This window comes from Acinetobacter sp. SWAC5 (genome assembly GCF_003419885.1).
Taxonomy (GTDB): domain Bacteria; phylum Pseudomonadota; class Gammaproteobacteria; order Pseudomonadales; family Moraxellaceae; genus Acinetobacter; species Acinetobacter cumulans.
In genome coordinates this window covers 18,472-41,662 of the sequence record NZ_QUWR01000004.1, presented here as the reverse complement: position 1 = coordinate 41,662, position 23,191 = coordinate 18,472, and the positions used below count along the sequence as shown (strand labels likewise).

At 42.1% G+C, this 23,191-nt stretch carries 13 protein-coding genes; 8 read left to right on the top strand and 5 right to left on the bottom strand.

Going from position 1 to position 23,191, the window contains the following annotated elements; all coding sequences use genetic code 11:
* Positions 1-108: 108 nt before the first annotated feature.
* The 3 genes from pta to DYI81_RS04025 form a co-directional block, all read right to left on the bottom strand.
* Positions 109-2,250, bottom strand: a complete 2,142-nt coding sequence (gene pta, locus DYI81_RS04035) for a phosphate acetyltransferase (protein WP_117006781.1) — start codon at positions 2,248-2,250, stop codon at positions 109-111.
* 70 nt (positions 2,251-2,320) lie between these two features.
* The gene (locus DYI81_RS04030; protein WP_106985158.1) at positions 2,321-3,538 is read right to left on the bottom strand and encodes an acetate kinase; all 1,218 of its coding nucleotides are present in this window, start codon (positions 3,536-3,538) and stop codon (positions 2,321-2,323) included.
* 600 nt (positions 3,539-4,138) lie between these two features.
* The gene (locus DYI81_RS04025; protein ID WP_117006780.1) at positions 4,139-5,404 is read right to left on the bottom strand and encodes a glutamate-5-semialdehyde dehydrogenase; all 1,266 of its coding nucleotides are present in this window, start codon (positions 5,402-5,404) and stop codon (positions 4,139-4,141) included.
* A gap of 301 nt (positions 5,405-5,705) precedes the next feature.
* Here DYI81_RS04025 and DYI81_RS04020 point away from each other — a divergent pair, with 301 nt between their 5' ends.
* The gene (locus DYI81_RS04020; RefSeq protein WP_106985160.1) at positions 5,706-7,037 is read left to right on the top strand and encodes an alpha/beta hydrolase; all 1,332 of its coding nucleotides are present in this window, start codon (positions 5,706-5,708) and stop codon (positions 7,035-7,037) included.
* A 37-nt stretch (positions 7,038-7,074) separates the two neighbouring features.
* Here the strand turns inward: DYI81_RS04020 and DYI81_RS04015 are convergent, their stop codons facing one another.
* Together DYI81_RS04015 and nagZ are read right to left on the bottom strand one after the other, a co-directional pair.
* Positions 7,075-7,947 carry a class I SAM-dependent methyltransferase gene (locus DYI81_RS04015; protein ID WP_117006779.1) on the bottom strand — a complete coding sequence of 291 codons (873 nt, stop codon included), beginning with the start codon at positions 7,945-7,947 and terminating at the stop codon, positions 7,075-7,077.
* Positions 7,948-8,086: 139 nt separating this feature from the next.
* A complete protein-coding gene (nagZ, locus tag DYI81_RS04010; protein WP_117006778.1) occupies positions 8,087-9,112 on the bottom strand; it encodes a beta-N-acetylhexosaminidase in 1,026 nt (341 codons plus the stop codon).
* 200 nt (positions 9,113-9,312) lie between these two features.
* Here nagZ and DYI81_RS04005 point away from each other — a divergent pair, with 200 nt between their 5' ends.
* From DYI81_RS04005 to DYI81_RS03975, 7 genes are all read left to right on the top strand, one after another.
* Complete coding sequence (locus DYI81_RS04005) at positions 9,313-11,511, top strand: carboxy terminal-processing peptidase (protein ID WP_117006777.1); 2,199 nt, start codon at positions 9,313-9,315, stop codon at positions 11,509-11,511.
* Positions 11,512-11,831: 320 nt separating this feature from the next.
* Complete coding sequence (locus DYI81_RS04000) at positions 11,832-13,895, top strand: EAL domain-containing protein (protein WP_117006776.1); 2,064 nt, start codon at positions 11,832-11,834, stop codon at positions 13,893-13,895.
* A gap of 327 nt (positions 13,896-14,222) precedes the next feature.
* Positions 14,223-16,037, top strand: a complete 1,815-nt coding sequence (gene atzF, locus DYI81_RS03995) for an allophanate hydrolase (RefSeq protein WP_117006861.1) — start codon at positions 14,223-14,225, stop codon at positions 16,035-16,037.
* A gap of 19 nt (positions 16,038-16,056) precedes the next feature.
* Positions 16,057-19,656 carry an urea carboxylase gene (gene uca / locus DYI81_RS03990; RefSeq protein ID WP_117006775.1) on the top strand — a complete coding sequence of 1,200 codons (3,600 nt, stop codon included), beginning with the start codon at positions 16,057-16,059 and terminating at the stop codon, positions 19,654-19,656.
* A gap of 2 nt (positions 19,657-19,658) precedes the next feature.
* Entirely contained in the window at positions 19,659-20,342 is a 684-nt protein-coding gene (locus tag DYI81_RS03985; RefSeq protein ID WP_117006774.1) for a GntR family transcriptional regulator, read from the top strand.
* 218 nt (positions 20,343-20,560) lie between these two features.
* A complete protein-coding gene (locus DYI81_RS03980) occupies positions 20,561-22,153 on the top strand; it encodes a peptide chain release factor 3 (RefSeq protein WP_106985168.1) in 1,593 nt (530 codons plus the stop codon).
* A gap of 108 nt (positions 22,154-22,261) precedes the next feature.
* The gene (locus tag DYI81_RS03975; RefSeq protein ID WP_117006773.1) at positions 22,262-23,098 is read left to right on the top strand and encodes a hypothetical protein; all 837 of its coding nucleotides are present in this window, start codon (positions 22,262-22,264) and stop codon (positions 23,096-23,098) included.
* Positions 23,099-23,191: the final 93 nt, after the last annotated feature.

Below are 23,191 nucleotides of genomic sequence, written 5' to 3'. Positions count from 1 at the left end.
TAACAATGAAAAGGGCCATATTTATGGTCCTTTTTACTTATGATAAATCCACATAAAAAAACCACCCAATTTTTCAATTAGATGGTTTGGAAAACTGAGTATTAAAGATTATTGAGCTGCTTGTTGCTCAGACTGAATAGCAGTGAGGGCAATCGTGAAGACGATATCGTCAACCAATGCACCACGAGACAAGTCATTCACCGGCTTGTTCAAGCCTTGCAACATTGGACCTACACTCACCACATCAGCAGAGCGTTGAACCGCTTTATAAGTCGTGTTGCCTGTATTTAAGTCTGGGAATATAAATACATTGGCACGGCCAGCTACTTTAGAATCTGGTGCTTTAGAGCGACCAACACTTTCTACAGAGGCAGCATCGTATTGCAATGGGCCATCAATAAGCAGGTCAGGGCGGCGTTGTTGCGCAATACGCGTTGCTTCAGCAACTTTTTCAACATCTGCACCAGCACCCGATGTACCTGTTGAGTAAGAAATCATTGCAATGCGTGGATCAATACCGAAGGCTTTGGCAGAGTCTGCAGATTGAATTGCAATTTCAGCCAATTGCTCTGCATTTGGATCTGGATTGATCGCACAGTCGCCATATACATAGACTTCATCTGGCAACAGCATAAAGAATACAGAAGATACTAATGAATAGTCTGGTGCAGTTTTAATGAGCTGAAATGCAGGACGTACAGTATTGGCTGTGGTGTGTACGGCACCTGAAACCAAACCATCGACTTGATCGAGCGCCAGCATCATCGTACCCAATACAACGGTGTCTTGTAGCTGTTCACGGGCTTGAAGCTCGTTCACTTTGCCTTTGCGAAGTTCAACCATTTTCTCGATATAGTTATCGCGAATTAAGTCTGGATCAATAATTTCAAGATCGTGTGGTAACTCAATACCACGTGCCTTCGCTACTTCAACCACAACCTCTGGTTTGGCTAATAGTACACATTGAGCAATACCACGTGCTTGGCAAATGGCAGCGGCTTGTACCGTACGTGGCTCATCACCTTCAGGCAATACAATTCGTTTTTTGGCTGCAATCGACTTTTGTACCAATTCATGGCGGAATGCCGAAGGCGAAAGGCGTGGCTTATAAGAGCCATTGATCAACTGAGTAATCCATTCAGGGTCAATATGACTCGACACAAAACGTGTCACTTGCTCGGCACGTTCCGTATCATCGACTGGAATTTCGTTACTCAGCTTCGCTAGTTTTTCGGCGGTGTCAAAGGTGCTGAGCGGGGTATGCAAAATAGGCAAACCTTGCTTGATTGCGGTTTGACAGAAATTTAAAACATTTTCATTGGGCGCATGGTGTTCTGTGAGCACTAAACCAGCCAATGGAATACCGTTACTACTTGCAAGGCTACTTGCCAATAACACATCAATACGGTCAGATGCACTAATAATCAGCTCACCCGCCACAAATTTATGTAGCTCATGCTCAATATTCGATGCAATCAAACTGCTATGTAATACGCGACGTTGTTTGGCTTCGCCTTCGTTAATCCAGTGTGCGGCAATATGCGATGCAAGATCAGACATACGTGGCACACTCAGGGTATTACTAAAAGGGACGAGGCCAATAATTGGAAAGTTTTCAGAACCAATATGTGCATTTAATGCTTGTAGCTGATTTGCAAATTGAGTGCTATCGCTAATTAAACGTAAGCTTGGATCAAGTGTTACCGGCACTTGAGCTGCGCTTTCAGGCAGGCCTTTGGTTCGCATGAACAATACACCTGCAGCGCGTGAATTGTTTGCACCGCCAAAAGTACGTACTTGTGTTTCAATTTTTTCAAGTGTTTCTGTAGGATTGCGAATATCAGCCGTACTCACAATCACCACCTTTGCATCGAGTGCTTTGGCAAGATCTGCATTAAGCTCTGAAGCAAAAGCATCACGGTTATTCGGCACTAAGCCTTCAACAATAATCAGATCATGCTTTTTTGCAATTTCACGGTGTAGGCGAACAGCATCTTCTAGCAGTTCATCATTTTCATCATGACTTAAGCGACGTGTAACTTCTGCATAAGCAATCGGTTCAACTGTTTCATTGCTAAAAAGGTGACGGTAAAGCGCAGTTGTGCGATCTGTCGTGCTTTGCGCTTCTTGTGCAAAAGGTTTTAAAAAACCAGCTTTAATGCCTTGGCATTCCAACGCATAAATTAGGCCCAAACATGCGGAGGTTAAACCTACGCTTTCCCCAGTGGGTACAAGTAAAATCGTTTTCATAATGTCAAAATCAAAAAAGCTAAGTTTTAAAATATGTTAAAGCAAGGGCTGAAATGAACACCGAAGTTGCTTATGCAACTTCAGTTTCTGGTTCAGACTTTTTTGTTGTAGGGCGCTCCAATGCTGCCACTACATGCTCTGTTTCTTTGGCAATACGGCCTTCTTCATCGGTTGGAACGACCCAAATTTGTGGGCCTGTACCTGCATCAATACGTCCTTCAGTGCCACGTTTTAATGCATTGTTATTTTCTTTACTCAAGTTAAAACCGAAGTGTGGTAAGTATGCCAAGGTTTTTTCACGAATGAGTGCTGAGTTTTCACCAATCCCACCAGTGAAGAACAAGCCATCAATACGTGGTAAGCCACAGCTCAGTGCTGCTAAAGATTTGGCTAAACGGTAGCAGAAGACTTCAATTGCAAGTGCTGCATCTTCATTGCCTTCATCTGCAGCTTCAATTAGCGTACGCATGTCGTTGGAAAGGTCAGATAAGCCAAGTAAGCCAGATTGGCTGTTTAGCATTTTATCAATTTTATAAATATCCCAGCCTAAGTTTGATGCCAAGAAGCTATGGATACTTGGGTCGACATCACCACTACGTGTGCCCATCACCACACCTTCAAGAGGAGTGAGACCCATAGATGTATCTACAGATTGGCCATTCCAAATTGCACAGGTTGAACTACCATTGCCTAAGTGTGCTGTTAACCAACCACCTTGTTTGAAGCTTCCTGCAAGTTGAGAGCCACGTTCTGATACATAAGCATGACTGGTACCATGGAAACCATAACGACGTACGTTGTGCATGGTGTAGAGGAATTTAGGCAATGCATAACGGTATGCATGCGACGGCATAGTTTGGTGGAATGCTGTGTCAAATACCGCAATTTGTGGCAAGTGCGGGAACAAACGCATAGTGGCATCAATACCCACTAAATGCGCTGGGTTGTGAAGTGGTGCAAGTGGCGTTGCTTCACGAATACGTTCAATAATTTCAGGTGTCAGTAATTCAGCTTTGGTAAGAGTGCCACCATGTACAACACGGTGACCAATCGCTTGTGGGTTGTGATGTGCTAAGCGCTCAAGAATGGTTTCTAGTGCCTTTTCATGATCAGCATTTGGAATAGACAGTTCAAGTGCTTCACCACCAGTGGTAATTCCTTTGATTCGAGCTTCAGGTGAGCCTAGGTTTTCCGCCAAACCGAAAATACGGTCTTCACGACGTTCAGAAACCAACGCATATTTAATTGAAGAAGACCCGCAGTTAATTACTAATACTGATGTAGACACGTTTTTCTTACCCGAATTCTAATTAAATTACTTATCCATTTTGTGATCTGAACACATTGAGCTGCGTTGTAGATCAGTAATAATGATGTTTTATCATGTGTTTTTTTTTAGTCCTAGATAGACTTTAGGAGATTAGACTTAAGCACTATCGACCCCATGTACAATTATAATTAAAATTTATCAGTTGATAGTTTTCATTTATTAATAAAATACTCTGTTCAAGAAAAATACACTTAACGCGATAAAATACAGGCTAAAATTTATCTTTCTCTTTTTAATTTAGATTAGCACGAATTTTAAGCTTATTTAGCTTTAAAACTGTATGTAATTGTTGCATCTAATTTTTTAATTCTATTAAATATTTTTTATAAACAGTAGTTTATTGATTTAGATTGCAGGTCTTGTACTTGTGCTCACTCTGAATTGTGGGTGTTTTTATAGATTCTTCATACGCCACAAACTGTACTTATACGCTGAATACCACAGTTGTTCTTTGTGAGTATATCTTCAATATGCTTATTCATTCTTTTACATATATTAAAATCCCCACAGCAGATGACTCTACTGAGGGGATGAAAAGATTAAACTGATGAGTTCGTTTTATTGACGGATTTGACCATCGCCAAACACAACCCATTTTTGAGAAGTTAAGCCTTCTAAACCAACAGGGCCACGGGCATGGATTTTATCTGTAGAAATACCAATTTCTGCACCTAAACCGTATTCAAAACCATCGGCAAAACGAGTGGAGGCATTAATCATCACTGAGCTTGAATCTACTCGCGCAAGGAACTGACGCGCAAGGCTGAAGTTTTCAGTGATAATCGCATCGGTATGATGTGAGCCATATTGGTTAATATGGTCAATTGCTTCATCCATCCCAGACACAATTTTGATGGCTAAAATTGGGCCAAGGTATTCTTCATACCAATCTTCTTCACTGGCTGGTTGAACTTGATCCCCTAAGATGCGACGTACATTTGGGCAACCACGGAGTTCAACTTGCTTTTCTGCATACAATTCGGCAATACGCGGTAAAAATTCATCAGCCACTTTTTCATCGACCAACAAGGTTTCCATGGCATTGCATACGCCGTAACGGTGTGTTTTGGCGTTGAGTGCAATTGGCAAGGCTTTTTGTAAGTCTGCTTGCGCTTCTACATAAACATGGCAGTTACCATCTAAATGTTTAATCACAGGAATGCGTGCATCATTGGTAATACGTTCAATCAGTCCTTTACCACCGCGTGGCACAATCACATCAACATATTCGGACATGGTAATGAGCTGACCCACCGCCTCACGATCTTTGGTTTTAATGACCTGTACACAAGACTCAGGTAAACCCGATGCTTTTAAGCCATGTTGAATGGCTGCTGCAATCGCTTGGTTTGATTCCAAGGCTTCTGAACCACCACGTAAAATAATGGCATTACCAGACTTAAGGGCCAGTGAGGCAGCTTCTAAGGTTACATTCGGGCGTGATTCATAAATCATGCCGACAACACCTAGCGGTACGCGCATTTTACCCAGTTGAATACCCGAAGGGCGGTAAGCCAAATCTGTAATTTCACCAATGGGGTCTGTCAGAGCAATCACATCTTTTAGGCCATGTAGCATGCCTTTAAAGCGTGTGGGGGTAAGTTCTAAGCGATCAAGAAGCGCACTGTCTAAATTGTTGTTGTGTGCTTTAGCCATATCATTTTTGTTGGCTGCTAAAATCTCTACTTCATTGTTTTCTAAAGCAGTGTAAATAGCAGATAACGCATGATTTTTAATTTGGGTAGACGCACTGGAAAGCACGCGGGATGCTTGACGTGCTTGCTGACCTACCGTGTGCATATATTGTTCAATAGACTCTTGCATAGCGCTGTGATCACATAAAAATTACCCTTTGATATTAGCAGTCTATCTGTTCGCAAAGAAGTCTCAAGAAGAAAAAACGTGTGAAACAGTCGTGTTATTCACATTTTGAAAATGTTTTTCACTTGAAAACAGATGAGTGGTGCAAGAAGCAGTTGCTTGTAAAAACATCTCCTGTATAGAATGAAACATAAACGACATTGACGTCTGATAAATTCGCGACAGAGCAGGATGCTTGAAGCAAGCAGAGATCTCTAATTGATTTCTTGCACAATAAAAATAAGCAAGGATGGAGGAAAGGAATATGAATTCCGTTATCCAAATGGAACCTGAAGTACAGGCAAGTACGCATTACGGTTTCTTTGATTTATACGACCGCAACAGCTTTAAACAACCACCACGTACGACTTGGATCGATGGTTGGAAAGTCGAATATATGGCCATCGCTCGTGCAGATACCTTACATCGAACACCAATGGTCATTATTGGTGGGGCTTTTCAAAATTTTAATTCTTATAAATATTGCGTTGAACAATTGTTTGATGCAGGCCCGATTATTCTGATTGATTTACCTTCAATGGGCGCTAATCAACAAATTACCAATGTCGATACAGGCGTCTCTGCAGGCACTTTAGAATTGGAAGACCTTGCTGGCATGCTTGGTACGTGGTTAGATCTAGTACACATGCCTAAAGTGGCTGTATTGGGGATGTCTTTGGGTTCAGTGGTGGCATCCTGTTTGGCACATCAGCGTCCAGATGTTGTAGAGCGCATGATTTTGATGGGGGTGATGCAAAAAACCCGTAAAAGCTGGCGCATGCTATTGGAAGAATCCTTACATCTTATGAAAGAACAGCGCATGGATGAGTTTGGCCAAGCGGTGATTTTGTATTTGGTGAACCATGCCAAAATGGATTTAACCCGAATGTCGCCGACAGCGAAGCGCTTGTTCTTCCGTCAAATGGCAGAATTTACGGCCACAGAACAAGAGCGTTATGACATTAACTGTAATCGCTTACTGCGCTTAACCAATGTACCAATTCCTGAATGTGATGTTTTAGTTGCATGTGGGCAATATGATAGTTTTACCTTGCCTCATGAAAATGCCAACTTCGCATTGCAATGTCCAAATATGCAGTTTGCGATGATTGCCAATGCAGACCATGTTCCTCAGTTACAGCGCCGTAAAGAAACCATGGGCTTATTTGCAACCTTTTTGCGTGGGGAGTCTATTCAGTCTTTAGATGGCATTATCCCAATGACACGTGAGCAAATGACGCAGATTGATCGTCGTGGTGAAGCGCGTGTGACCGTACATCAAGCGGATACAGTCTTAACGCATCGCCATTCGGATTTATGTTTAGAAACTACAATTGTTGATCTGAATTACTTTGGTGTATTACTCACTTTGCAAACTGAGCAGGCAGTTGTGCAAGCAGCACAATATCCTCGTGATTTGGCACTGCATTTAGAAGATGAAGAAGGCCCGTTTCAAATTGAATGTTTGATTTTTGAAACTGAGCAGCATGAAATTCGCGCCTTATTTAAGCATGGTAGTTTTGATATTGCTGAGCGTTTACTGCGTTTTATTCAGCGTCAAAAAGTTCAAGTGGCGTTATTGGATGAGGTCTGCTAATTCACTTAGTATGCTTATTCCAAGTAAAAAAACAGCGCTATGAGCGCTGTTTTTTTATGACTGCATGAATGACCCATACCAAGTCCCCGCCGTGTTCGTCAGGGGAGAGAAAGGGAATTACATTGCTGTCATTGGGTTTTTTGAGGCTATTGATGGGTTGGAGTACCTCAACTTGCTGGAAGCCAGCATTTTGAAAAAACTCATGAATTTGCAACGGATTGATAAAATGAAAAGTAAAAGAACTGCGAGACATTACTTTTAATAGTTTACTGCTGGTCCAAATAAAATTGGCCAGTTTATTTTTGACGGGTTCAGGGTAAATATCGGTCAAATAATGTAATTGTTCAAAGTCTTGCCCATATTCGCTAATGCCTTGTAATAAGCGATTGAGTAAGGTTTTATCGAAGTAGTTAATCAGGCCTTCGCTGATAATCACCAATGGGCGCTTTGGGTCGAAAACTTGAAAAATGCGCTCAAAGTCTTGGCTAAAAATATCTGCGGTGAGTACTTCAGGTGCATTTTGATCTAAGTTTTGTAGTGCTTGGGTTTTAATTTTGGCCATGTCTGGCAAATCGAGCTCGCGATAATCAATCGTTGGAAATTTTTGACGAAAGTTCCAACTGCGAGGCGATAGGCCACAGGCAATCTCAAGTACTTGTAGTTGTGGGTGTTTTTGAATTAACTGTGTCAGTTCACAGTCAATGAGGGTGTGGCGTTGTTTGAGTGTGGTGCGCATACTGCCACCCACATGCTTTTCGGCCCAGCTTTCGAGTGGATGTACCAACTTTGCTAAAAACTTACCTTTAGAGGTCGCAAAAACTGGATTTGAAATCCCCATGCTGTACCAAATATAGCCTGTATAATGCGCTGTAAACGAAATATGACGATGCACAGAAAGTTGTTGAGTCATGAGAAATAAGCCCTAGATTTTCTTTTAATTTTTTTTGCTTTATATTGCAATGTATTGTTGTTTTTATCATAAAGAAAAAGGAACAATTTGTCGTGCTCCTTTTACTTAAAAGTGCTGATTGATTTTGTCAAAATAGTGTTTAAAGGCTTAGACCTTGCTTAAATGCAGTAATACGGTCACGAATGCTTGCCCATTCCGCACCTAACTCCAGTTGTTCACCAATCTGAATGTGTGGAATGTTGCCACGCATACGTTCTAGGCGCTGTTGATTTGGCAGCGGTAAATGCTCAATACCGGCCAATGCAGTGCAAGCCGATTCACGGTTATTACAAACAAGGCCCATATCACAGCCTGCACTTAAAGCGGCTTGAATACGTGCATCGGCACCGCCAGCTACACAGGCTGCTTGCATACTTAAATCATCAGAGAACAGTACGCCATCAAATTGTAATTCTTGGCGTAATACCTTTTGAATCCAATAAGGCGAGAAACCCGCAGGATTTGGGTCGACATTTTCATAAATTACATGCGCAGGCATTAAAGCATCTAGCTGTGGTTGCAATTGGATAAAGCTTTGCATGTCTTTTTGATAAATTTCTTCATAACTACGACTATCCACCGCAGCTGCCACATGTGAGTCTGCTTGAACAGAACCATGGCCTGGAAAATGCTTACCTGTAGATGCCATGCCTGCACGTTTCATGCCTTTGAGGAAGGCACTAGCCAAAGGCACAATGTCTTGCATATTTTTGGCAAAGGCACGGTCTCCGATCACATCACTAATGTCATTCAGATCAAGCACAGGTGCAAAACTGAAGTCGATGCCTACGGCCAAAACTTCCGTGGCCATGAGCCAACCACATTGTTCGGCCAAGTCGAGGGCTTTTTCAGGTTCGGTTAAGTAAAGTTCGCCAAACTGGCCCATAGCAGGAAGCAGGGTAAAACCATTTTTTAGGCGTTGTACGCGACCACCTTCTTGATCGACAGCAATTAAAATGTCAGGGCGAATTTGGCGCATGTGGTCGGTTAAGGCACGAACTTGTTGTGGTGAGACAATATTTCGACCAAATAAAATCATGCCTCCGACTTGCGGTGCCTTTAATAGTTCAATATCTTCTTGAGTAAGTTCTGTGCCAGCAATGTCGAGCATTAATGCGCCAATCATATTCGGGGGTCCGTGTTGGTATTTTTAGGGAAAAACAATACCTGAATTCTGCAATGTTTTGCTACACTTTGTCAGCACAGATTATGATAAAACTACACGACATAAACAGATTAAGTCATTTAAGATTTTGAAAATATTTAATTCTAGTCCAAAAATGACAAGGCAATTTGGTTCGTAAACCAAGGAAGTACGACAGAGATATGAAACTTCAAACTTTAGCTTGCGCCGTTGCCTTGGCAACAGGTGGTTTATTTTTTACACATGTTGTGAATGAAGCAATTGCGGCAGAAAGTGCGCCAGCAACAACTCAATCGATTCAACCGACACAAGAGCAAGCCTTGGTTTCGCGCCAGCTTGCAACTTTGGTGGATCGTCAGCATTACCTAAATCAGCGTTTAGATGCCAATACATCTAATCGTATTCTAGATTTTTATTTAGACAGTCTAGACCCTGAACATTCGTTGTTCTTGGCATCCGAAGTTGAAGATTATAAAAAACGCTTTGGCCCAAGTTTTGGTGCGAATTTAAAAGCTGGTAATTTGTCTGGCCCTTATGAAATTCATGCACAGTATCGCGAGCGCTTAAAGCAATTCTATAGCTATATTTTGGCTGAACTTAAAAAACCACAAAATTTAAATCAACCCAATGTCGTGATTGAAACTGATCGTGAAAAAGCACCGTTCTTTAAAACTGAAGCAGAACAGCGTGCGCATTGGAACAAAATGCTGGTGTCGCAACTGATCAACCTTACGATCAGTAAAGAAGAAGAACAAGCCAAGCAAAAAGCTTTAAAGGACAATCCTGAATTGGCCAATGGGCAAGATTTAAAAGGCCCAGAAGATTTAACCCCAGTTCAGACCTTAACTAAGCGTTATACCCGTCAATTAGAACGTGTTAGTCGTTTAAAAAGCGATGATGTGTTAGATAAAACACTCAATGCAATGATGCTGACTTATGATCCACACAGTAACTATTTCCCGCCTGTAGATGCGATGGAGCTAAACCGTCAAACGACGTTGCAACTTGAGGGGATTGGAGTATCAATCCGTCCAGAGCGTGGCAATGAAGATTACACCAAAATTGAAACCATTGTAGAAGGTGGTCCAGCGAGTAAATCGGGCCAAGTTAAATCAGGTGATCGCATCATTGGTGTAGCACAAGATGGCGACAAAATGGTGGACGTTGTGGGTTGGCCGAGCAATGAAATTGTGGGCTTAATTCGCGGTAAGCGTGGCACTAAAGTGACGGTACGTTTATTGGGTGCAGGTGCTTCTATGAGTCAAGCACGTAACGTGACGATTGTCCGTGACGTGATTCAAGAAGAAGATGCAGGCGTACGTTCACGTACAGTGGATATTCAGCGTGATGGCAAAAACTATAAGTTTGGTGTGATTGAAATCCCATCATTCTATTTGAACTATCGTGCACGTCGTGCGGGTGCAGATTATCGTTCTGTGTCTGAAGACACCAATAAAGCGCTAAAAGCATTAAATGCTCAAAATGTGGCAGGGATTATTATCGATTTACGTAATAACCCTGGTGGTTCTTTGGATGAAGTATCGCGCATGTTGGGGCAAGTGATTAAATCAGGTCCAGTGGTACAAATTCGCGATGGCAATGGCAATGTCAGTGTGTTTGAGGATGATGATGGTGGCGCACAAACCTATGCAGGCCCATTGGCTGTACTGATTAACCTTGCTTCTGCATCGGCAAGTGAAATTTATTCAGCGGCGATTCAAGACTATGAGCGCGGTATTGTGATTGGTAGTACAACTACAGGTAAGGGTACAGCTCAAGTGCAGTTGGACTCTTTGGCTTATGGTCAAGCAACGCTCACACAACGTAAGTTTTACCGTATTACCGGTGGAAGTACCCAAAACAAAGGCGTGATTCCAGATGTAAAATTGGTTGATATTTACAATGAAGAATTTGGTGAGCGTAAGGCAAAAAATGCATTGCAATGGGACACGATTCCAACAGCACCCTTCAAACGTGAAGGCTCAATCAAAAACTATGTGCCTGACCTAGTTAAATCATCGCAACAACGTGTCAGCCTTGATCCTCAGTTTAAGTATTTAGAGCAACGTACCAGCCTTGCTAAAAAAACTGATGAGCAAAAGCAATTGGTGCTTGATTTACAGCAACGCAAAAAAGAGTTGCTCGATCTTGAGCAAAAGACTTTAGATGCAGAAAATGCACGTCGTACAGCAACAGGATTGAAACCATATAGCAATTGGGAAAGCTATCAAGCTTCATTGGATGCTTTGGTCGAGTCGCGTGCCAAGATGAAAGCAAATCAACGCCCTGCATTGCCTGAGGAAGAAACCTTCGTCAATGAAGCAGCCAATGTACTGTTGGATTATGCAAGTTTACAGGCGAAACATAAGCCAGCTTCTTAAATCATTTTATAAGATGAAAATGAAACCAGTGCATTTATGAATGCACTGGTTTTTTTTTAATGGAAAAGTGACGTAAATCGGTATAAATTAGCAACTTCTGTCAGTTGAGTGACCTAATTCAAATCAAAATTCAGGATTTCGACAAGGGGTAATAAAACGCAGAATAAATACTTGACCTTATACACAGAGTAATGGATTCTTAAGGCAATTGGTTGTTTTATAGGTAGTCTTTTAATAAAAGCCTATTCATCCACCTTTTTTTGTGTGTAGCATTTTGGGTACAAAGAACAATAATCAGAGCTGATGCGGAAAAGCTAAATATGACTCATATACATTATGATTACAGTCTAGTGCTTGGATCAGTATTGGTGACCTTGGTGGTCTGTTATTTAGCAGTTTCTTTAGAACAGTTGGTATTTCGCAGTTCTAAGCCTAAATACGAAAGAATGATCTTGGTGGCAAGCGGTATCATTTTAGGGGCGGCAATCTGGTGCATGCACTTTATAGGTATGCAAGCTAGCACGATGCCTGCACCTTATCATTTTGATTTTGGTTTAACGTTTACTTCATACATTATTGCTTTTATTGCATCTACTTTTGTGGTTTGGTTAACCACACGCCAAACTTTACCATTTGCTCGCTTAATTTTAGGCGCAGTGCTAATGGGGTTGGGTATTTCAGGTATGCACTATACGGGCATGATGGGCCTGATCGTACAACAACATGATATTTACTATGATCCACTGGTGGTAACGTGTTCCATAGTGGTTGCGATTTGTGGCTCTGGATTAACTTTTTGGCTAGCCTTTAAAAAAAAATTAAATCAATACCGTAATCCACTAATTAAATTGGTTGTATCTGCAATATTAACCATGACGATTGTGAGCATGCATTTTATTGGCATGGCTGCGACAAAGTTTATAAAAATAGATGCAACACAAAGCTTGCTTCAGGCCCAATCTAGCCATGATATGTTGCTATTTACCGTGCTCTTTATTACAGCTTTAATTTTTATTGCAGCTTTTAGTGTCGCGCTACTTGAACAACGGTTAGAAGACCGTAATAAGCAACTCTCGAAGGCCAACAAAGAACTGGCCAATCAAGCAGTACAAGACAATTTAACCAAATTACCCAATCGTTTGTATTTAGCTGAATATGTACATTTATTGTTTACGGAGCATCGAAGCAGTCAAGAAAAAATTGCATTTTTATATATCGATTTAGACCGCTTTAAAGCTGTAAATGATGTATTTGGCCATCATGTTGGCGATCAATTGTTGATTCAATTGGCCAATCGTATGCACCGTTTATTGGATCAAGATTCCAAATTATTAAGAATTGGTGGCGATGAGTTTTTGATGGTGTTAGAACACACCGAAACAGAGCATGCTTCACAAGTTGCACAACGTATTTTAGAAATTATACAAGAGAGTTTTTTAATTGCAGGCAAAGAAATTAATTTGTCCGGCAGTATTGGTATTGCGATGTATCCTGAGCATGGCAGTAATTTACAAGACTTATTAATCAATGCCGATGCAGCGATGCTGACCTCGAAATATCAAGGTCGTAATACCTATTCTATCTTTAGCTATACCATCGATCAACACGAAACCAAAAGCCAAACCAAGTTGATTAATGATCTGTATAAAGCGGTTGAAGAACAACAGTTTATTTTGTTTTATCAGCCGAAGTTTAATGCCAGCGATTTAAGCATGTGTGGCGTAGAAGCCCTTATCCGTTGGAAACATCCAACATTGGGTTTGCTGACACCTAATATGTTTATTGGAGGGGCAGAGAAAACAGGCCTCATTATTCCAATGGGATATTGGGCACTTGAGCAAGCCTGTAAGCAGATTCAACTCTGGGAAGACAGCGAAAATGAGCAGTTTCTTCCGATTGCAGTCAACCTCTCTGCGATTCAATTCGAGCATAAACATTTATTTTCAACCCTTGAAACGCTATTTGATCGCTATCGTATTAATCCTAATCATTTAATGATTGAGATCACTGAATCTACAGCCATGCACCATATCGATATTAGTATTCGTACTTTTGAGCATTTACGCAGTATGGGGATCAAGCTGGCTATTGATGACTTTGGTACAGGCCATTCGAGCTTTTTATATTTAAAAAATTTACCTGTGGATGAGTTAAAAATTGATAAAGGCTTTATTCATGATTTAACGGCATCTTCCAAAGAAGAAATGATTTTAGAAAGCATTGTGCATCTGGCGATTAAACTGGGTCTGACCGTGACAGCAGAAGGGGTGGAAACACCTTTGCAAGCGGAAATCTTAACGCGTTTGGGCTGCCAACAAATGCAAGGGTATTTATTGGGATTGCCTGTAGATGTAGTACGCCTAGAGTCACGTGAATATGTTTAATGAGTAAGGTTTAATGCTATAAGGTTAGCTTCAGTGCTGGTTTCTCCATTATGCTGTAGCCAAAATGCAGAAGTGAATTGTGCTTTGAATTAAAGATAAGCTTTATGATGCAGGAGCCAGCTGATCTGTATTTTCGGTTCAAACTGACATGGTGCAAATAAAGTGAACGAATGTTCTATTTTAGAACAGAGGTGTATGATGACAGGTCTGAAATAAATAAAAATAATTATATTTAATAAGTAAGATATTGAAAAATAATAAAAATATTATTTTGGCATGATGTGTGCAATACAGTATTCAAACTTGGATACAAGAATGAGCACATCAATGAACCCAATAAAAACTTTAGGCTGGACTTTAGCGGAATGGAAAGCGGGCTACGCAAACAACACACTTCAACTTGAAGACTTATATGCCTTGGTCGAGCAATTTGATCGCGTAGACCCAGCATGGATTTCAATTGCATCGATAGAACAAATAACTGCGCAGATTGAAGTTTTAAAACAAATTGAAAATGCGACTGCCTTACCTTTGTTTGGTGTGCCTATTGCAGTCAAAGACAATATTGATGTGGCAGGCTTTGCGTCAACGGCTGCGTTTAAATTATTTACTGAAATTAAAACTGAAGATGCCTATGTGGTACAACGCTTAAAACAAGCGGGTGCGATTATTGTAGGCAAAACCAATTTAGATCAATTTGCCACAGGATTGGTTGGTACACGTTCACCATTTGGTGCCGTGCCAAATACTTTTAATCCTGACTATGTAAGCGGTGGTTCAAGCTCTGGTTCAGGCAGTGTGGTGGCGCGTGGTTTAGTCCCGATTGCACTCGGTACAGATACAGCAGGCTCAGGGCGTATACCTGCAGCTTTCAATAATATTGTCGGTTTAAAGCCAACCAAAGGCCGCTTTTCAAATACAGGCTTATTGCCTGCCTGCAAAAGCCTCGATTGCATTTCAATTTTTGCCTTAACCGTCGCTGATGCAACTGCTGTGGCAGAAGTTATGGAAGGTTTTGACGTAGCTGACAGCTATTCACGTGTGAATCCCGCAACAGCGCCTGCAAAGTTCAGCGCACAATTAAAGTTAGCCATTCCAAAACAGTTAGAGTTTTTTGGTGATGCTCAATCGGCGGATGCATTTCAGCAAGCACTGACTGAATTAAAAAACTTAGGCGCAGAACTGACAGAAATTGATTTCAGTGCTTTTAGTCAATTGGCGAGCCAACTTTACCAAGGGTCATGGGTCGCAGAGCGTACTGCTGCAGTTGCAGATTTATTAGAAACATCGGTACAAGACTTTGATCCAACAGTTTTGGAAATCATTCAAAAAGGGCAGCAGTACACTGCGGTGGATGCCTATAACGCCGAATATTTAAAGCAAGAATTGGCTCGAGACATTCAGCAAACCTTGGCCCAATTTGATGCCTTAGTGGTGCCAAGCTCGCCAACCATTCACACACTGGCTGAAATGGCTGAGGCGCCAATTGAAAATAATAGCCACTTTGGCACCTATACCAACTTTACCAATTTAGCAGACCTGAGTGCCATCGCTGTACCTGCAGGCTTTCGTGCCGACGGGCTGCCTTTTGGAATCACATTCATTGCACCGGCTTGGCACGATACGGCTTTAGCAGATTTTGCAGAAAAATGGCAAAACCATCTGAAATTACCCCTCGGTGCAATGGGTAAAACATTGCCTGAAACAGCTTCAGTCATTTCTGCACCATCCGCACAGCATTTTCGAGTTGCGGTTGTGGGTGCACATCTCACAGGCATGCCACTCAATTTCCAACTGACAACACGCCAAGCCGTGCATGTCGAAACCACAACCACTTCTTCCGATTATGCCCTCTATGCACTGCCGGGCACTGTACCGCCGAAACCAGGTTTAGCACGTCAGGAATCGGGTCAAAAAATTATTGTCGAGCTTTGGGATATTCCAAAAGCACGCTTTGGTGAATTTGTCGCTGAAATTCCAACACCGCTCGGTATGGGCAATGTCGAGCTTGCCGATGGACGTTGGGTGAAAGGCTTTATTTGCGAACCCTATGGCCTAAACGGTGCAAAAAATATCAGTGAATTTGGTGGCTGGCGCGCCTATATCCAATCACTGCAAGCAACAACAGCAAAATCAAATTAAAAAATTCGGGGAAATAATCATGTTTAAAACAGTTTTAATTGCAAACCGTGGTGAAATTGCTGTTCGTGCGATTCGTACATTAAAGAAACTCGGTGTTCAGTCGGTTGCCGTGTACTCAGAGACAGACCGTTATGCACAGCATGTCTTAGATGCAGATGTGGCGGTGTCGCTTGAAGGTGTTAAGCCTGCAGAGACTTATTTAAGTATTGAAAAATTGATTCAAGCAGCCAAACAAACTGGCGCTGAAGCAATATTTCCCGGTTATGGTTTTTTGTCAGAGAGTGCCGACTTTGCCCGTGCATGTGAAGAAAATAACATTGCCTTTATGGGGCCAACGGCTGAACAAATTTTAGAGTTTGGTTTGAAGCATCGTGCACGTGAATTGGCAGCTGCCGCCAATGTGCCCATGACACCGGGCACAGGATTATTGGCAAATTTGGATGAAGCACTCGCATCTGCTGCAGAGATTGGTTATCCAATCATGTTGAAAAGCACCGCTGGCGGTGGTGGGATTGGTTTAACCCGCTGTGATGATGAGCAATCATTAAAAGATGCGTATGAAAGTGTAAAGCGTCTAGGCGAGCAGTTCTTTAAAGATGCGGGTGTGTTTCTCGAACGTTTTGTCGATAAAGCTCGTCACGTAGAAGTACAAATTTTTGGTGATGGTTTAGGTCAAGTCGTTGCCTTTGGTGAGCGTGACTGTTCATTGCAGCGCCGTAACCAAAAAGTGGTGGAGGAAACACCAGCACCGCATTTACCAGAAGCGACCCGTCAAAAATTGCACCGTGCTGCTGTAGAGCTCGGACAATTGGTGAAATACCGCAGCGCAGGCACAGTTGAGTTTATCTATGATGCTGCCCGTGATGAAGTGTATTTCCTTGAAGTGAATACCCGTTTGCAGGTTGAACATCCAGTCACTGAAATGGTGACGGGTTTAGATCTGATTGAATGCATGCTCAAAGTGGCGGCAGGTGATGCTTTAGATTGGGAAAAACTCAGCAATATTCAGCCCAATGGCGCTGCCATTGAAGTGCGAATCTATGCGGAAGACCCAGTGAAAAACTTCCAGCCAAGTCCGGGTGTACTCACGGATGTATATTTTCCTGAAGACATTCGTGTGGATACGTGGGTATCTACAGGCACAGAAATTTCACAATATTTTGACCCGATGATTGCCAAAATTATTGTGCATGCCGCAGATCGAGACAGTGCGATTGCCAAGCTAAAAACAGCCTTGGCTGAAACCCGCCTGAATGGCATCAGCACCAACTTGGATTATGCGCATACCGTAGTGTCTGATGCACGCTTTGATAATATGCAAATCTGGACACGTCTGCTGGATGATTTTAAATACGTGCCAAATGTAATTGAAGTGCTGCAACCGGGTACACAAAGTACGATTCAAGACTACCCGGGGCGTGTCGGTTATTGGGATATCGGTGTACCGCCATCAGGCCCGATGGATGATTATGCATTTCAATTGGCCAATCAAGTTGTGGGTAATCCAAAATCGGCAGCAGGCTTTGAGTTTACCTTACAAGGACCAAGTCTTAAATTTCATGCCGATAGCATCGTAGCCTTAGCAGGTGCGCCATGTAGCGCGACTCTAGATGGTGTGAATGTCGATTTTTGGCAGCCGATCAGCATCAAAGCCGGGCAAACTTTGGCACTCGGACAAGTTGAATCGGGTTGCCGTACGTATCTTGCGATCCGCAATGGGTTAAATGTACCTGAATATCTAGGCAGCCGTTCAACTTTTGCATTGGGTAATTTTGGCGGTCATGCAGGGCGAGTGTTGCGCGCAGGCGACATGATTAAAATGGTTAATCCAAGCCTGCCTTTGGATGGATTGGAGCTTGTAACAGCAGCACCGCAAGCTTTGGCAGCAGAGCGTATTCCAAGCTATGGCAAAGAATGGAAAATTGGTGTGCTCTATGGCCCGCATGGTGCACCAGATTTCTTTAAACCTGAATATATTGAAGAATTCTTTGCTTCAACATGGAATGTGCACTTTAACTCAAACCGTTTAGGTATTCGACTAACAGGCCCGACACCAAGCTGGGCACGTGAAAATGGCGGTGAAGCAGGTTTGCATCCATCCAATGTGCATGACTGTGAATATGCTATTGGGGCGATTAACTTCACCGGAGATTTCCCAGTAATTTTGGCGAAAGATGGCCCAAGCCTCGGTGGCTTTGTTTGCCCAGTGACGATTGCCAAAGCAGAACTTTGGAAGATTGGTCAACTGAAGGCGGATGACAGCATCAGTTTCTACCCGATGAGTGTGGAACAAGCCAATGCCTTGGAAGTTCAGCAAATTGCCGATATCCAAAGCTTTGCTCAAGCACCTGAAAAGTCAGAGGTGGCAACTTTTGAATGCAAGCCTGAAGGGATATTGGCGGTTCGTGAAGCAGATATGCATGCGCCGAAAGCAGTCTACCGTCAGGCAGGTGACAGTTACATCTTGCTTGAATATGGCGAAAACGTTCTCGACCTTGCATTACGCTTACGTGTTTATCGACTGATGCAGCTCATTCGTGAAGCGACCATTGATGGCATTTTAGAGCTTTCACCGGGTGTGCGTTCACTGCAAATTAAATATGATGGATTGCGTTTCAGCCAAGCGAATTTAATTCAGTTCTTATTGGGTCTGGAAAATGAGATGGGCGATTTGAGCCAAATCAAAATTCCATCCCGTATTATTCACTTGCCGATGGCATTTGAGGATTCGGCAACTTTAGGTGCTGTAGAACGTTATCAAGAAAGTGTCTGTGCCAAAGCGCCGTGGTTGCCAAATAACGTCGATTTCATTCAGCGCATTAATGGCTTAGACAGCCGTGAGCAAGTCAAAGACATCATTTTTGATGCCAATTACCTGATTTTAGGTTTGGGCGATGTGTATTTAACCGCACCTTGTGCCGTTCCAATTGATCCGCGTCATCGTTTGCTCAGCTCGAAATATAACCCTGCACGTACCTTTACTGCCGAAGGTACAGTCGGTATTGGCGGTATGTACATGTGTATCTATGGCATGGACTCACCGGGCGGTTATCAATTGATAGGCCGTACCTTGCCCATTTGGAATAAGTTTAAAAAGAACAAGCAGTTTGGTGATCAGCAATGGTTCTTACGCTTCTTTGACCAAATTAAATATTACGAAGTAACCGAAGCTGAACTCGATCAATTCCGTGCTGACTTTGCCAATGGCGTTGCTGAAATTAAAATTGAAGAGACAGAGTTTGATTTTGCAGCCTATCAAGCCTTTTTGGAAACAGAAAAGGACAGTATTGCCGAATTTAAAGCACAGCAGCAGCAGGCATTTACAACTGAAGTTGAACGCTGGAAAGATGAGTTCGATGCGCCAGCGGAAATGGAAATCCTGCAAGATGATACCGACTATAGCCAGTATGCAGCTTTAAATGCATCGATGACAGGCAACATTTGGAAAATTTTTGTCGAAGCTGGACAGCCTGTGAAGAAAGGCGATACTGTAGCCATTATTGAAGCGATGAAAATGGAGCTTCCAGTCTATGCTGATGATGACGGCATAGTGAAAGCAATTATCTGCCGTGCGGGACAAACGGTACATAGCGGTGAACCGCTGGTTTATATGGAATAAACATGAGCTCAGCCATTGTTGGGAAAAGCTCAGACAACTTGTCTGAGCTGGTTTTCCAAAAAATAAAAAACGATATTTTTGATTTTCAGCTCAAACCGGGTGCACGTTTTACCGAATCTGAAATTGCAGAATTGTATGAAGTCAGCCGTACACCCGTACGGCAGGCTTTATACCGTTTACAGCAAGATGGTTATGTACGGGTGCATTTTCGCAGCGGTTGGGAAGTGAAGCCACTCAATTTTAAAGCCTACGAAGAACTGTACGATTTACGGATTTTGCTGGAATGCTATGCCATTGAGCAGCTCTGTAAAATGGAACCAGAACAACTCAAACAGGCTTTACAGACATTGGTGAATTTGTGGTGTATTCAGCCTGAACGGTTTTTGCATGATTTAAAAACTTTATCTATGCAAGATGAAGCATTTCACTGTCAATTGGTTGAAGCAATTGGTAATAGTGAAATGGCAAAGGTGCATCGGGATGTGAGTGAAAAAATCCGTATTATTCGCCGTTTAGATTTTTCTAAAGATTATCGTATTGATGCAACCTATGCAGAACATCAAAAGATATTGGAACAGATCCTTAGCAAAAATAAAGATTTAGCCTTGGAGAGTATTCAAGCACATATTATTCAAAGTCGTGATGCTGTGAAAAAAATTACCTTGGAAATGTTGGCTCTATTATAAGCTGGTCAGTCTTTTTTTATTGAACAATAACGAATTCCAAGTTGATTGAAGGCATGACGAAGAAGCGGATGAAATGCGGACTGCTAAAGTGTAATCATGTATTTTGGTGTGTATGTGAGGGTGGAGGAATACCGAAAGAAATCTGCTACAATATCGCCAATTTTTGATTTGATCAGATTTGGTCTTTTGCGCTGCGCGTCTGCAGTAGGTGTCTTTCCATGAGTTTTAAAGATGAATTAGCGACACAGGTCGCTCAGCGTCGTACGTTCGCGATTATTTCCCACCCCGATGCGGGTAAAACCACCATGACAGAAAAACTGCTGTTATGGGGACAAGCAATTCAGGTTGCGGGGATGGTAAAAAGCCGTAAGTCTGACCGTGCGGCAACATCTGACTGGATGGAAATGGAAAAAGAACGTGGGATCTCAATTACCACGTCAGTCATGCAGTTCCCATTCAAAGACAAGATGATTAACCTTCTCGACACCCCAGGGCATGAAGATTTCTCTGAAGATACTTATCGCACATTAACAGCGGTTGACTCTGCACTTATGGTGATTGATGGTGCAAAAGGTGTCGAAGACCGTACGATTAAATTGATGGAAGTGTGTCGTATGCGTGACACACCAATCATTTCATTCGTCAACAAAATGGACCGCGAAATTCGTGAGCCATTAGAATTGCTAGATGAAATTGAAAACGTCCTCAAAATTAAATGTGTACCTTTAACTTGGCCTTTAGGTACAGGTCGTGACTTCGCTGGTGTATTCAACCTCATCGAAGAAAAGTTCTATGTATATAAAGCAGGCTTTGGTTCAACCATTACAGACATTGAAATCCGTGATGGCTATGACTACCCAGACTTACGTGAAAAAGTAGGTGAGTTGGCTTGGGCAGCGTTTGAAGAATCATTAGAACTTGTACAAATGGCCAATGAACCATTGGATCGTGCAGAGTTTTTAGCGGGTCGTCAAACGCCTGTATTGTTTGGTACTGCGCTTGGCAACTTTGGTGTAGACCATGTACTAGATGCATTTAGTAACTATGCACCAGAACCAAAAGCGCACCCAACACAAGACCGTAAAGTGGACGCGACTGAAGAAGGTTTCACAGGCTTTGTATTTAAAATTCAAGCCAACATGGATCCAAAACACCGTGACCGTATTGCCTTTATGCGTATCTGTTCGGGTAAATATGAAAAAGGCCTAAAAATGAAGCATGTACGTCTAGATAAAGATGTGCGTATTTCAGATGCATTAACCTTCTTAGCAGGCGATCGTCAGCATTTAGAAGAGGCGTGGCCGGGTGATATTATTGGTTTGCATAACCACGGTACCATTCAAATTGGCGATACCTTTACATCAGGTGAAAAGCTTCAATTCACAGGTATTCCACACTTTGCACCAGAAATGTTCCGTCGCGTACGCTTAAAAGATCCATTAAAATCTAAGCAGTTACAAAAAGGCTTAAAAGAACTTTCGGAAGAGGGTGCAACACAGGTGTTCATGCCTCAAAACAGTAACGACTTGATTGTTGGTGCTGTCGGTGTACTTCAGTTTGAAGTGGTTGCATACCGCTTGAAAGAAGAATACAAAGTGGATTGTGTATACGAGCCTGTCAGCATTAACACCGTACGTTGGGTATCGTGTGATGATGAGAAAAAATTCAATGAATTTAAGAAAAAAGCACATGACCAATTGTCTGTCGATGGTGGTGGTCATTTAACCTATCTTGCACCGAGCCGTGTGAACTTACAGCTAATGCAAGAGCGTTATCCTGATATTGTGTTCCGCAATACCCGTGAACACTAAAAATATGCTTTAGTTTTACCAGTATCTGATTTATTGAAAACAGCTTCTTAGGAAGCTGTTTTAATTTGTGATAAATTTAACTTAACTTTTATAGGTTATTTGCTTGTTATGAAGCTACTTCAGCACACCGCCTTTTTGTCATTCATCGCACTCAGTATTGGATTGAGTGGCTGTAATGATCGTGCAAAACAGCAAGCATCCGATGCTAAGGTTGCTTCAGAACCAGTACAGGCTACACCCAAAAAAGAATTAGCAGAAGTATTGCCGTACCTAAATATTCAAGAACAAACAGCACAAATCGCTTTGCCTTTTTGTGAAACTAAAAATTGTATTGAGTTAGAAATTCAAACCTTAAAAACCAAAGATAGCTGGTTAAATACGTGGATTGAACAAAAGCAGGCGCAAGTGATTCAAGACCAAATTGGCTTAAAGCAACAAATGAGTTTGCAGCAAGCTGTGAATGCTTATGTTAAAAAATCGGATGCATGGCAAGCTGAATTTAAGGCCAATCATGCTTATGAGTTGGCGGTATATACGCGAATTCCGTATCAGCGGAATCAATTTGTGTTGATGCAAGTGGGGGGCGATAGTGCCCAAGAAAATATTAAAGTAAAAGAGCGGTATTACTTTTTTGTCGCGGACCGCCGTACGCAAAAAAACTTAACCGCGCTTGATATTATAGAGCCAAAACAACAGGCTAAAATGGACGCTTTTGTACAAAAAACCTATGCCCAATGGCTCAAAGAACAAAATACATTGGTGCGTAAGGATGCACCTAAAAAATTATATTGGGGACAGGCAGACTGGTTCTTTGACCAAGAAGGTATTGGTCTGCATTATCGTTCTAACGAAATTGTCAAAGACGGGCAACAGTTGGATATTTATTTAACCAAAGAACAAACCCAACAAGTATTAAAAGCGGATATTTACCCTTCCATGTTTTAAGTAAAATGCTGAAATCTGATATAAATATGTATTGGTTTAGTGATGGAAATAGGTGCATTTTGTGTATGGAAAATGACAAAGCACGCAATCACT